Consider the following 12,192-nt stretch of genomic DNA (forward strand, 5'->3'; position numbering starts at 1 on the left):
ACCTGCCACCGGAACGGAGTAATCGAACAGCGGCTGCCCGTCCCCAGGGCTGTGCACATCTCCGGAGACGCCGAAGGGCGCCCCGGGAGGTGTCCCGGAGCGCCCTTCGAGAGGCTCTGACGGCCCTGCGTCAGCCGTTCTTGATGCGGTTGGTGAGCTCGGTGACCTGGTTGTAGATGGAGCGCCGCTCCGCCATCAGGGCACGGATCTTCCGGTCCGCGTGCATCACCGTCGTGTGGTCGCGGCCGCCGAACTGTGCGCCGATCTTCGGCAGCGACAGGTCCGTGAGCTCACGGCACAGGTACATGGCGATCTGCCGGGCCGTCACCAGGACGCGGCTGCGCGAGGATCCACAGAGGTCCTCCACCGTCAGACCGAAGTAGTCGGCGGTGGCCGCCATGATCGCGGGAGCCGTGATCTCCGGAGCGCTGTCCTCGCCACCGGGGATCAGGTCCTTGAGGACGATCTCGGTGAGCCCGAGGTCCACCGGCTGCCGGTTGAGGCTCGCGAAGGCCGTCACCCGGATCAGCGCGCCCTCCAGCTCACGGATGTTCCGTGAGATCCGGGACGCGATGAACTCCAGCACCTCCGGCGGAGCGTTGAGCTGCTCCTGCACCGCCTTCTTGCGGAGGATCGCGATGCGCGTCTCCAGCTCCGGCGGCTGCACATCGGTGGTGAGACCCCACTCGAAGCGGTTGCGGAGCCGGTCCTCCAGGGTGACCAGCTGCTTGGGCGGCCGGTCCGAGGAGAGCACGATCTGCTTGTTCGCGTTGTGCAGGGTGTTGAAGGTGTGGAAGAACTCCTCCTGCGTCGACTCCTTGCTCGCCAGGAACTGGATGTCGTCGACGAGCAGGATGTCCACGTCGCGGTAGCGCTTGCGGAAGGCGTCGCCCTTGCCGTCGCGGATCGAGTTGATGAACTCGTTGGTGAACTCCTCGGAGCTCACGTACCGCACGCGCGTGCCCGGGTAGAGGCTCCGCGCGTAGTGCCCGATCGCGTGCAGCAGGTGGGTCTTGCCGAGGCCCGACTCCCCGTAGATGAAGAGCGGGTTGTACGCCTTCGCCGGCGCCTCGGCCACCGCGACGGCGGCCGCGTGCGCGAACCGGTTCGAGGAACCGATGACGAAGGTGTCGAAGAGGTACTTGGGGTTCAGCCGCGCGTGCTGCTCACCCGGGGCGCCCTGCCCGGAGGACGAGGAGCCGTGCCCGCCGCCCGGCACACCGCCGGGGCGGGGACCGGGACGGGGCCCGTGGTTCTGCGGGTCGGGCAGCTCGGCGCGCTCGGGCCGCTGCTGCTCGTAGCCGCGGGCGGGCTCGTCGTACCGGGTCTGCCGGGACTGCTCCGGGCCGGTGTACGGCGCGCGCTCCTGGTAGCCGCCGAGCCGCGGCTGCTGCCAGGAGAGGTCCTCCTGGGTGCGCGGCCAGGCGCCGGGGTCGGGCCGCTGCTGCTGCGGGTAGTCCGGATAGGCGGGGCGTGCGGTGGGCAGCCCGTCGTCGGGCATCGGCCGGTGGCCGTAGCCGTCGTACTTCTCGTACGGCTCGGGCTGCGCGCGCTCGTCGTACCGGGGCTGCTGCGGCTGCACCGGCGGCGCCGGCGGCGTCGGCTCGCCGACGGAGTCGTCGACGGTGATCGCGATACGGATCGGCCGGCCGCACTCACGGCTGAGGGTCTCGCTGATCAGCGGGGCGAGCCGGCCCTCCAGGACCCGCTTGCCCCACTCGTTGGGCACGGCGAGCAGCGCCGTGTCCGCGACCAGGGCGAGTGGCTGGCAGCGCTCGATCCACTGCTTGTCCTTGGGCTCGATTCCCTGCTGGCCCTCGGCGAGGAGCTGCTCGAGGACACGTGGCCACACTGCGGCAAGATCAGCTGGTACGTCAGCCACAGGGCACGCTTTCTCGCAGGTCCGCCGATGGTGTGGTTCTCGGGGACAGTGGGGCGAAGTCCGTGAGGACGGGTCCGCCCGGGACAGGTGAGGACAGAACGGAAAAAGATTGTGGAGACCGTCCACGGTAGTCGGGGCGGATGACGTGGTTCAAGTTGTTGTCCACAGCCTGTGCACAATGGGGGGTGGCGACAGGTCGGTTTGACCGGATGGCGTAGCCGCGCGTACCGTAACCAGGTCGAGTTGTCGATGGCTGCTGCCGCCTGCCTCCGATGGGCAAAGATCACGGTCAGTGATCGTGAAGCGGTGCACTCGGGCGTATTGCGAGCTACTCGTGGGCGCACGGTGACAGCCAGGCGATGTCCCGCCATCTACGAATCATTTCTGGAGCCCCCGAGTGAGCAAGCGCACCTTCCAGCCGAACAACCGTCGTCGCGCCAAGACCCACGGCTTCCGCCTGCGGATGCGTACGCGTGCCGGTCGAGCCATCCTTGCGAACCGCCGTTCCAAGGGTCGCTCTGAGCTGTCCGCCTGATCTGTTTAACAGGTCATGACGTGCTGCCTACCGAGAATCGGCTGAGGCGGCGCGAGGACTTCGCAACCGCGGTACGCCGAGGTCGCCGGGCCGGTCGCCCGCTCCTCGTCGTCCACCTGAGCAGCGGTGCAACGAACCCGCACGCGCCTGGGGAGAGCGCTCCCCCGACGCGTGCGGGTTTCGTCGTGAGCAAGGCCGTGGGTGTTGCGGTCGTACGCAACCAGGTGAAGCGACGTCTGCGCCATCTCGTCCGCGACCGCCTCACCGAGCTGCCCCCCGGTAGCCTGGTGGTCGTACGGGCGTTGCCCGGAGCCGGCGACGCCGACCACGCACAGCTGGCCCGAGACCTGGACGCCGCTCTCCAGCGGCTTCTGGGAGGGGGCGCGCGATGAAGTACCCGCTGCTGGCTCTCATCAAGCTGTACCAGTGGACGATCAGCCCTCTTCTGGGCCCCGTCTGCCGGTACTACCCGTCGTGTTCCCACTACGGATTCACGGCCATCGACCGGCATGGCGCGATCAAGGGCACGGCCCTGACCGCCTGGCGCATCCTGCGGTGCAACCCGTGGTCGCCCGGCGGCGTGGATCACGTCCCCCCGCGTAAGCGCCCCCGCTGGCACGAGATGCTGCGGAGCGCGCTGAGCGGCGACGAGGGCGGGTCCACCGCCGAGACGAGCCCGGCCGCCGAGACCTCGCCCAATGCTCAAGGAGCCTGATTAGTGGACACGATTGCCAGTCTGTTCAGCTTCATCACCTGGCCCGTTTCCTGGGTCATCGTCCAGTTCCACAAGATGTACGGGGCGATCTTCGGCCCTGACACGGGCTGGGCCTGGGGTCTGTCCATCGTGTCCCTGGTGGTGCTGATCCGTATCTGCCTGATCCCGCTGTTCGTCAAGCAGATCAAGTCGACGCGGAACATGCAGGCGCTCCAGCCGAAGATGAAGGCGATCCAGGAGCGCTACAAGAGCGACAAGCAGCGTCAGTCCGAAGAGATGATGAAGCTGTACAAGGAGACGGGCACCAACCCGCTCTCCTCGTGCCTTCCCATCCTGGCGCAGTCGCCGTTCTTCTTCGCCCTGTACCACGTGCTCTCGGCCATCGCCAACGGCGAGACCATCGGCGTCATCAACCAGCCGCTGCTCGAGAGCGCCCGGCAGGCCCACATCTTCGGTGCCCCGCTGGCCGCCAAGTTCATGGACACGGCTGCGGAGGCCGAGGCCCTCGGCGCCTCGATCACCAACGTGCGCATCGTCACCGCGGTCATGATCGTGATGATGTCGGCCTCGCAGTTCTTCACGCAGCGCCAGCTGATGATGAAGAACGTCGACCTCTCGGTGAAGACCCCGTACATGCAGCAGCAGAAGATGCTCATGTACATCTTCCCGCTGATCTTCGCCGGCATGGGCATCAACTTCCCCGTCGGTGTCCTCGTCTACTGGCTGACCACCAACGTGTGGACCATGGGCCAGCAGATGTACGTGATCAACCAGAACCCGACCCCGGGCAGCAAGGCGCAGGACTCCTACCTCCAGCGCCTGCTCAAGAGCGTCACGGAGCACGGTGAGGTCCGCGGCCGCCGCCGGAAGAGCATCGTCAAGGTGATCGTCGCCAAGGGCAGCGACCGCAACGAGAACGAGCGCCGCTTCTTCGTGGGCCTCTCCAAGGCCGGCTTCGCCGCCCAGGCCGACGGCACCGTGATCAAGAGCGACACGCTCGTGGCCGAGGCCGAAGGCGGCGCTGCGACCGCCAAGCGTCAGCAGCCCAAGCGCCAGACCAAGGCCCAGCGCCAGGCCGCCGTTCAGCACGCGGCCAAGGACACCGAGGAAGTCTCCGAGGAGGCCGCCGAAGAGGCGACCACCTCGCTCGAGAAGAAGCCTCAGAGTCCGGCCGGGACCGCGGCCGAGGAAGAGCCGAAGGACGCGGCACAGGGCGACAAGCCCCAGCGTCCGAGCCGCGCCAACTCCGGAGGCTCCCGTCAGGGCAAGTCCGGTCAGGGCCAGCGCAAGGGCCAGCAGCGGCCCAAGCACCCGTCCTCCAAGAAGTAAGCCTCCCAGAAGCTAGAAGGAGTCCATCCGTGACGGAAGGCACCACCTCCGCCGCCGCCGAGGGTGGCGACACCCTGACCCGCCTGGAGCAGGAGGGTGAGATCGCGGCCGACTACCTCGAGGGCCTGCTCGACATCGCCGACCTGGACGGCGACATCGACATGGACGTCGAGGCGGACCGGGCCGCGGTCTCGATCATCAGCGACTCCAGCAGCCGCGACCTGCAGAAGCTCGTGGGCCGCGACGGCGAGGTCCTGGAGGCGCTCCAGGAGCTGACGCGTCTTGCCGTGCATCGCGAGACCGGCGACCGCAGCCGACTGATGCTCGACATCGCCGGCTTCCGGGCCAAGAAGCGCTCCGAGCTCGCCGAGCTGGGCGCCAAGGCCGCGGCCGAGGTGAAGTCCACGGGCGAGCCGGTCAAGCTGGACCCGATGACGCCGTTCGAGCGCAAGGTCGTGCACGACGCGATCGCCGCCGCCGGTCTGCGCAGCGAGTCCGAGGGCGAGGAGCCGGAGCGCTTCGTCGTTGTGCTCCCGGCCTGACCCCTCACGTAGTGTCGGCCCCGTCTGTTCGCAGGCGGGGCCGATCTTTGTCAGCCTTGATAGTCAGCCACCACAGTGCGCTCGTGCGCGAGGCGTGCGGTACGGAAGGACGGTTCCCGTGACGGAGGCAGTGGAGCTCCCCGAGGCGCCGGAGCAGGCGCGGACAGTCTTCGGTGAGTACTACCAGGAGGCCGTGCGGTACGCGGAGCTCCTCGCGGACGCGGGTGTGAAGCGTGGTCTGATCGGCCCGCGCGAGGTCCCGCGTCTCTGGGAGCGCCACCTGCTGAACTGCGCCGTCCTCTCGGAGGTCGTCCCCGAGGGCGTCACCGTCTGCGACGTGGGCTCGGGCGCCGGTCTGCCCGGTATCCCCCTGGCTCTGGTCCGGCCCGATCTGAAGATCACGCTCCTGGAGCCGCTCCTCCGCAGGACGAACTTCCTCCAGGAGGTCGTCGAGCTGCTCGGCCTCGACCATGTGACCGTGGTCCGGGGGCGTGCGGAGGAGATGCTCGGCAAGATCACGCCCGTGCACGTGGTGACCGCCCGCGCGGTGGCCCCGCTCGACCGGCTGGCCGGCTGGGGCGTTCCCCTGCTGCGTCCGTACGGAGAGATGCTGGCGCTCAAGGGCGACACCGCGCAGGAGGAGATCGACGGTGCTCGCGCCGCGCTCTCCCGGCTCGGTGTGGTGGCGACCTCGGTGCTTCAGGTGGGCGAGGGCATCGTCGATCCGCTGTCCACGGTCGTCCGGGTGGAGTGCGGTGAGAGCCCCGGCGGTGTGCGGTTCGCGGCCAAGCGGGCCAAGGCCGCCCGTACGAGCAAGACCCGTCGGCGCCGCTGAGCGTCGCATACGTACCATTTCGGAGTGTCGAACGGTCCCGGCGGGGCGGCAGGGGCATGGTGTTTCACGTGAAACGTCGCTCACTGCTGCAGGGGATCATCAGCCGCGGTCGCGCGGCTGCCACGCCCCGGGACCGTAGACCCCGCGTGAAGCCACCCGCGAGGGTTACGGAGTTGTCCACAGAGGTGGATTCCCCCACAGAACCACCGACCTCGCTGGTTCACGACCCCGAAAGCATGGCAGGCTCTCCTCATCGCGAGCCTGAAGCCGAGGAGAGTGAATCCTTGCGGTCCGACGCCAACATCGCGGGACCGATGACCGATCCGGTCCCCGGTCCCCGAACCGAATCGGTGGGGGAGGATGTTTCACGTGAAACATTGCCCCCGATGGACGACACCCCCATTGGTCGTGCTGCCCAGCTGGCAGTAGAGGCCCTGGGTCGTGCCGGTGAGGGACTTCCCCGCCCGGCCCAGACTCGCGTGATGGTGGTCGCCAATCAGAAGGGCGGCGTGGGCAAGACGACCACGACGGTCAACCTTGCCGCGTCCCTGGCACTGCACGGCGCCCGGGTCCTGGTCATCGACCTGGACCCGCAGGGCAACGCCTCGACGGCGCTCGGCATCGACCACCACGCCGAGGTCCCCTCGATCTACGACGTGCTGGTGGACAGCAAGCCGCTCTCCGACGTGGTGCAGCCGGTCATGGATGTCGAGGGTCTCTTCTGCGCCCCCGCCACCATCGATCTCGCCGGCGCGGAGATCGAGCTGGTGTCGCTGGTGGCGCGAGAGAGCCGCCTGCAGCGGGCGATCCAGGCCTATGAGCAGCCGCTGGACTACATCCTGATCGACTGCCCGCCCTCGCTCGGTCTCCTCACGGTGAACGCGATGGTGGCGGGCGCGGAGGTACTGATCCCGATCCAGTGCGAGTACTACGCGCTGGAGGGGCTCGGGCAGCTCCTGCGGAACGTCGACCTGGTGCGAGGGCACCTCAACCCGGCGCTCCACGTCTCGACGATTCTGCTCACCATGTACGACGGCAGGACGAGGCTCGCCTCCCAGGTCGCCGACGAGGTGCGCAGCCACTTCGCCGAGGAGGTGCTCCGGACCAGCATTCCGAGGTCCGTCCGCATCTCGGAGGCGCCGAGCTACGGGCAGACGGTCCTCACCTACGACCCGGGCTCCAGTGGCGCCCTGTCGTATCTCGAAGCGGCCCGTGAGATCGCCCTGCGGGGGGCCGCCGTGCACTACGACCCGCAGCACGCCCATGTGGGGCACCAGAACAACCAGCACAGCCAGCGCAGCATGTCGGAGGGGATCCAGTGAGTGACCGACGTAGGGGATTGGGGCGTGGGCTCGGTGCGCTGATCCCTGCTGCTCCCCAGGAACGGCAGGTGGAGCGAGGGGTGGCCGCCGCGAAGCTGGCGACGCTGCCGCAGAGCGCGCAGGCCCCGGAGTCGACGCCGTCGTGGAACGGACCCGAGGCGGTGGCTCTTCCGGAGCCTCCGGCCGGGGCGTACTTCACCGAGCTTCCGATCGACGCCATCGTTCCCAACCGCCACCAGCCGCGTGAGATCTTCGACGAGGACGCGCTGGCGGAGCTCGTCACCTCCATCAAGGAGGTCGGCCTGCTCCAGCCCGTGGTCGTGCGCAAGGTCGAGGCCGACCGCTACGAACTCGTCATGGGTGAGCGTCGTCTGCGGGCTTCGACGGCGGCCGGCCTGGAGCGGATCCCGGCGATCGTCCGGGACACCGACGACGAGAAGATGCTCCTGGACGCGCTCCTGGAGAACCTCCACCGGGCCCAGCTGAACGCGATCGAAGAGGCGCACGCCTACGAGCAGCTGCTGAAGGACTTCGGCTGCACCCATGACCAGCTCGCGGAGCGGATCGGGCGTTCCCGCCCGCAGATCTCCAACACGCTGCGTCTGCTGCGGCTGTCCCTGCCGGTGCAGCGCCGGGTCGCCGCCGGAGTGCTCTCCGCCGGCCACGCGCGGGCCCTGCTCGGTGTGGAGGACCCGGACGCCCAGGACAAGCTGGCGTACCGGATCGTCGCCGAAGGCCTCTCGGTGCGCAGCGTCGAGGAGATCGTGAGCCTCATGGGCTCCGAGGAGCCCGCGTCCGCGGTCAAGCCGAAGGGACCGCGTGCCGGCGCTCGTGTCTCGCCCGCGCTCTCGGACCTCGCCACGCGGCTCTCGGACCGCTTCGAGACCCGGGTGAAGGTCGACCTCGGGCAGAAGAAGGGCAAGATCGTCGTCGAGTTCGCCTCGATGGATGATCTGGAGCGGATCCTCTCGACCCTCGCTCCGGGCGAGGGACGGGTCATGGACCGCAAGAACGCCGAGCAGGGCGCTGAGGGCTGATCCCCTCCGAGCTCTCACTGAGGCCGCCCAGGGCGGGCCGTGCTCCGGTCTTCACCGGAGCCCGGCCCGCCCTTTGCCTGTGAGCGGTATCGCCCCGATCGCCCGATCGATACGATTCCGACAGGCGTATCCGTGCTCGATGGCGAGGGAAACGAGGAGCAGCCGTGGGGCGTCGGCTCGTACCGCTCACGCTGGACAACCTTCCGGATCTGCCCAAGCGCTGTCGCTCCTGTGTCTTCTGGGAGCTCGACCCGGTCAGCGGTGAGGCGGCGGTGAAGTCGGGGCGCCCGGAGCTGGAGAAGGAGGCCTGGATCTCGGCCGTTCTCCTGGAGTGGGGTTCCTGCGGCCGGGTGGTCTACGTCGACGAGGTACCGGTCGGCTATGTCCTCTACGCTCCCCCGGCCTATGTGCCGCGCTCGACGGCCTTCCCGACGAGCCCCGTGGCGGCGGACGCGGTCCAGTTGATGACGGCGTGGATCATGCCGGGGTACCAGGGGCAGGGGCTGGGCCGTGTGATGGTGCAGACCGTGGCCAAGGACGTGATGAGGCGGGGGTTCAAGGCGATCGAGGCGTTCGGGGACGCCCGGTGGAAGGAGCCGGCCTGTGTGCTGCCGGCCGACCATCTCCTCGCGGTGGGCTTCAAGACCGTCCGACCGCACCACGCCTACCCCCGGCTGAGGCTGGAGCTCAGGACGACGCTCTCCTGGAAGGAGGACGTCGAGATGGCACTGGACCGCCTGCTCGGGGCCGTGAAGAAGGAACCTGCCCTGCGGCCGCTGTAGCTCCGGAGGCATGAGAAACGGCCCGCCCCCTGACGGGGACGGGCCGTTTCACGTGAAACATGCGAGGGCTGTCAGGCCTTGGCCTCGACGAACGGGTCCAGGTCGCGCAGGATGGCCGCCTTCGGCTTGGCGCCGACGATGGTCTTCACGACCTCGCCGCCCTGGTAGACGTTGAGCGTCGGGATCGACATGACGCCGTACTTGGCAGCCGTGCCCGGGTTCTCGTCGATGTTGAGCTTCACGACCTCGATCTCGCCGTGCTCGGCGGCGATGGCCTCCAGCGACGGGGCGATCTGACGGCACGGGCCGCACCAGGCCGCCCAGAAGTCCACGAGGACGGGCTTGTCGCTCTTGAGGACGACATCCTCGAAGTCTGCGTCGGTCACGTTCTTCAGGGCGCCGGCCACGGCGACCTCCTTATTTCGCGGGGTGTGGGGTGGGGGGAGACGGGGGTCAGACCGCGGGGGTCTCGGCCAGCTTCTCGCTGTCGGCGAGGGCGGCCAGGAAGCGCTCGGCGTCGAGCGCGGAGGAGCAGCCGGTGCCGGCGGCCGTGATGGCCTGGCGGTAGGTGTGGTCGACGACGTCGCCGGCGGCGAAGACACCCGTGAGGTTCGTGCGCGTGGAGGGGGCGGCGACCTTGAGGTAGCCCTCCTCGTCCAGGTCCAGCTGGCCCTTGAAGAGCTCGGTGCGCGGGTCGTGGCCGACGGCGATGAAGAGGCCGGTGACGGGGAGCTGGCGGGTCTCACCGGTCTTCGTGTCGCGCAGGGTCAGACCGCTGAGCTTCTGCTCGCCGTGGATCTCGGTGACCTCGCTGTCCCAGGCGAACGAGATCTTCGGGTCGGCGAAGGCGCGCTCCTGCATGGCCTTGGAGGCCCGCAGGGTGTCGCGGCGGTGGACGATCGTCACGGACTTGGCGAAGCGCGAAAGGAAGGTGGCCTCCTCGATCGCGGTGTCGCCGCCGCCGACGACGGCGATGTCCTGGTCCTTGAAGAAGAACCCGTCGCAGGTGGCGCACCAGGAGACACCGCGGCCCGAGAGGGCGTCCTCGTTGGGGAGGCCGAGCTTGCGGTGCTGGGAACCGGTGGTGACGATCACGGCCTTCGCGCGGTGCACGGTGCCGGCGGTGTCGGTGACGGTCTTGATGTCACCGGTCAGGTCCACGGCGATGACATCGTCCGGGACCAGCTCGGCGCCGAAGCGCTCGGCCTGGGCCCGCATGTTGTCCATCAGGTCCGGACCCATGATCCCGTCACGGAAGCCGGGGAAGTTCTCGACCTCGGTGGTGTTCATGAGGGCGCCACCGGCGGTGACGGCCCCCTCGAAGACCAGAGGCTTCAGCGACGCTCGGGCCGTGTAGAGCGCTGCGGTGTAACCCGCGGGCCCCGAGCCGATGATGATCACGTTACGGACGTCGCTCACGGGTTTCTTCCTCGTCTCTGCAGACTGCCACTACCTACGGGGGCGGTTCTCTCGGTCGCTCTCACCCCACCCAACGGATCCTAAGGGGCGAGCATTCCCGAGACCGCCGCGCGGCACTGTGCCCGGACGAGGAGAGGGGTCAGGAGCGAGGGTACGTCTGGCTGAGCAGGAGCTCGGCGGCCGGGTTTCCGCTCTTCGCCGGCGTTGCGGCGCAGGAGGCGTCGAGCACATAGGCCCGGACCCGGGTGCTGTCCGCCGGGTCCGTCAGGACGAGCAGGTAGGCGGGCGTTCCCCGGTATTCGCCGCGCTCGTAGCCGAGCACCCCGTCGGTGCGGCCGGTGCCGGCCAGAACACAGCCGGGAACGGCGGTCTCCCTGCTGCGCCGGGGGGTGTCGCCTCCGGTCTCGGCGGACATGGATTCGGGCCCGACCCCTTGGGGGGTCTTGGGCGCGCCGTTCTCGGCCAGGAGGGCGTGGACGCGGTCCTCGACGGGTGCACCGGAGAAGGGGCTGAGAGCCGCTCCCGCGAGCGTGTCGGCCTTCTTGGCGCCGCTGTCCGGACTGCCGGCGGTCAGGTTGCCCGCCTGGCTGAGGTACAGGCTCGTGCCGAGCACCACGGCTCCGAAGGCGGCGCCGATGGTGGAGAGCAGCGCGATCCGGCGACGGCGGGGCGTACCGCGGCGTCCGGGGCCGGTGCCCGCCCGAGGGCGTCCGGCAGGGCGGTCCGCGCCAGGAGTGGAAGGGGCGGGAGGAGCGGTCTCGGTCGAGGCGCGCGATGTTTCACGTGAAACGGGGGCGGCGCTCTCCGGCGAGGTGGCGTTGAGGAGGGCTTCGGCGGCCAGGGCGGCGTCGATCCGCCCGGCGATCTCGGCAGGCATGCGGGGCGGCCCGGGCAGGGTGCCGAGCAGACCCCGGATCTCCTCCAGGGAGGACCGTACGTCCGCGCAGAGGGGGCAGCCGTCCACATGCCGTCGTACGGCCGCCGACCGGGTCGGCGAGAGCAGTCCTTCGGTCAGATCGGAGATCTCCGAGACGTCCGGGTGCTGTGTGGTGTCGGCCCTGCCGGCCGTGGAAGTCACGTGCGCCCACCTCCGCCCTTCACAGCAGCTGGATCAGTCGGTCCGGTATCTGTCGGCCCCGGCACCGGTGGGACGGATGTCCCCGGCGTCCGGTTCCTTCCCCCTTCAGTGGCCTCGTTACCCACGGTGTCGGCGCGCAGATGAGTGACCATCGGAAGGAGGCGTGCCCGCCCGCGTGCGCAGCGGCTCTTCACGGTCCCGGTGGGGACGCCGAGGATACGGGCCGCCTCCGCCACCGGGTATCCCTGCATGTCGACCAGGACGAGGGCGGCCCGCTGGTCCGGGGGAAGCGTGGCGAGCGCGGCCAGCAGCTCCCTGTGGAGGTCCTGGCGCTCGGCGGGTGCCTCGGCGGACTCGTGGGGTTCGAGGAGCTGCTCGAAGCGGTCGGTGTCGTCGACGGACGAGGTCTTACGGGAGGCGGTCTTACGGGCACGGTCGATGCAGGCGTTCACCGTGATGCGGTGGAGCCAGGTCGTGACGGCCGACTGGCCGCGGAAGGTGGCGGCGGCCCGGAAGGCGGAGATCAGGGCGTCCTGGACGGCGTCAGCGGCCTCCTCGCGGTCCCCCAGGGTGCGCAGGGCCACCGCCCACAGCCGGTCGCGGTGGCGCCGCACGAGCTCACCGAAGGCGTCGGGGTCCCCGGCGACATGACGCGCCAGGAGTTCCCGGTCGTCTGCGGCGTCTATCGGACGGTCCAACGGTGAGCCCCCTCCCCT

At 69.3% G+C, this 12,192-nt stretch carries 14 protein-coding genes; 9 read left to right on the forward strand and 5 right to left on the reverse strand.

From position 1 onward, the window contains the following. Nucleotides 1-130: 130 nt before the first annotated feature. On the reverse strand, nucleotides 131-1,882 hold the full coding sequence (gene dnaA / locus ACN9M0_RS18165) for a chromosomal replication initiator protein DnaA (RefSeq protein ID WP_366037066.1): 1,752 nt from the start codon (nucleotides 1,880-1,882) through the stop codon (nucleotides 131-133). 397 nt (nucleotides 1,883-2,279) lie between these two features. Between dnaA and rpmH the strand changes: the two genes are divergently transcribed. From rpmH to ACN9M0_RS18210, 9 genes are all read left to right on the forward strand, one after another. Continuing rightward, nucleotides 2,280-2,417 (forward strand): 50S ribosomal protein L34, encoded by a 138-nt coding sequence (rpmH, locus tag ACN9M0_RS18170; protein WP_030205020.1) that lies wholly within the window; start codon nucleotides 2,280-2,282, stop codon nucleotides 2,415-2,417. A 20-nt stretch (nucleotides 2,418-2,437) separates the two neighbouring features. Beyond that, the gene (rnpA, locus tag ACN9M0_RS18175; protein ID WP_366037067.1) at nucleotides 2,438-2,809 is read left to right on the forward strand and encodes a ribonuclease P protein component; all 372 of its coding nucleotides are present in this window, start codon (nucleotides 2,438-2,440) and stop codon (nucleotides 2,807-2,809) included. Further along, nucleotides 2,806-3,132, forward strand: a complete 327-nt coding sequence (yidD, locus tag ACN9M0_RS18180) for a membrane protein insertion efficiency factor YidD (RefSeq protein ID WP_366037068.1) — start codon at nucleotides 2,806-2,808, stop codon at nucleotides 3,130-3,132. The genes rnpA and yidD overlap by 4 nt, the downstream gene beginning before the upstream one ends. Nucleotides 3,133-3,135: 3 nt before the next feature. Continuing rightward, nucleotides 3,136-4,461, forward strand: coding sequence for a membrane protein insertase YidC (yidC, locus tag ACN9M0_RS18185; protein WP_366037069.1), 1,326 nt, complete (start codon nucleotides 3,136-3,138; stop codon nucleotides 4,459-4,461). 29 nt (nucleotides 4,462-4,490) lie between these two features. Beyond that, a complete protein-coding gene (locus tag ACN9M0_RS18190; protein WP_366037070.1) occupies nucleotides 4,491-5,003 on the forward strand; it encodes a protein jag in 513 nt (170 codons plus the stop codon). Between the two features lie 118 nt (nucleotides 5,004-5,121). Then, nucleotides 5,122-5,838 (forward strand): 16S rRNA (guanine(527)-N(7))-methyltransferase RsmG, encoded by a 717-nt coding sequence (rsmG, locus tag ACN9M0_RS18195; protein WP_366037071.1) that lies wholly within the window; start codon nucleotides 5,122-5,124, stop codon nucleotides 5,836-5,838. A 236-nt stretch (nucleotides 5,839-6,074) separates the two neighbouring features. Beyond that, on the forward strand, nucleotides 6,075-7,160 hold the full coding sequence (locus ACN9M0_RS18200; protein ID WP_366037141.1) for a ParA family protein: 1,086 nt from the start codon (nucleotides 6,075-6,077) through the stop codon (nucleotides 7,158-7,160). Next, nucleotides 7,157-8,197: a ParB/RepB/Spo0J family partition protein gene (locus ACN9M0_RS18205; RefSeq protein WP_366037072.1), complete on the forward strand. Its 1,041-nt coding sequence runs from the start codon at nucleotides 7,157-7,159 to the stop codon at nucleotides 8,195-8,197. The genes ACN9M0_RS18200 and ACN9M0_RS18205 overlap by 4 nt, the downstream gene beginning before the upstream one ends. 164 nt (nucleotides 8,198-8,361) lie before the next feature. Further along, nucleotides 8,362-8,979, forward strand: coding sequence for a GNAT family N-acetyltransferase (locus ACN9M0_RS18210; RefSeq protein WP_366037073.1), 618 nt, complete (start codon nucleotides 8,362-8,364; stop codon nucleotides 8,977-8,979). A gap of 71 nt (nucleotides 8,980-9,050) precedes the next feature. Here the strand turns inward: ACN9M0_RS18210 and trxA are convergent, their stop codons facing one another. From trxA to sigM, 4 genes are all read right to left on the reverse strand, one after another. Beyond that, a complete protein-coding gene (gene trxA / locus ACN9M0_RS18215; RefSeq protein WP_366037074.1) occupies nucleotides 9,051-9,386 on the reverse strand; it encodes a thioredoxin in 336 nt (111 codons plus the stop codon). A gap of 46 nt (nucleotides 9,387-9,432) precedes the next feature. After that, entirely contained in the window at nucleotides 9,433-10,398 is a 966-nt protein-coding gene (gene trxB / locus ACN9M0_RS18220; RefSeq protein WP_366037075.1) for a thioredoxin-disulfide reductase, read from the reverse strand. A 139-nt stretch (nucleotides 10,399-10,537) separates the two neighbouring features. Continuing rightward, complete coding sequence (locus ACN9M0_RS18225; protein WP_366037076.1) at nucleotides 10,538-11,476, reverse strand: hypothetical protein; 939 nt, start codon at nucleotides 11,474-11,476, stop codon at nucleotides 10,538-10,540. Beyond that, nucleotides 11,473-12,174 carry an RNA polymerase sigma factor SigM gene (gene sigM, locus ACN9M0_RS18230; RefSeq protein ID WP_366037077.1) on the reverse strand — a complete coding sequence of 234 codons (702 nt, stop codon included), beginning with the start codon at nucleotides 12,172-12,174 and terminating at the stop codon, nucleotides 11,473-11,475. The genes ACN9M0_RS18225 and sigM overlap by 4 nt, the downstream gene beginning before the upstream one ends. Nucleotides 12,175-12,192 lie beyond the last annotated feature (18 nt).

It is taken from the genome of Streptomyces sp. R-07 (assembly GCF_049913175.1).
Lineage (GTDB): Bacteria > Actinomycetota > Actinomycetes > Streptomycetales > Streptomycetaceae > Streptomyces.

Coding starts and splice junctions, on each gene's coding strand:
- yidD (WP_366037068.1), top strand. CDS start 2,806: ATGAAGTACCCGCTGCTGGCTCTCATCAAGCTGTACCAGTGGACGATC.
- ACN9M0_RS18200 (WP_366037141.1), top strand. CDS start 6,075: ATGGCAGGCTCTCCTCATCGCGAGCCTGAAGCCGAGGAGAGTGAATCC.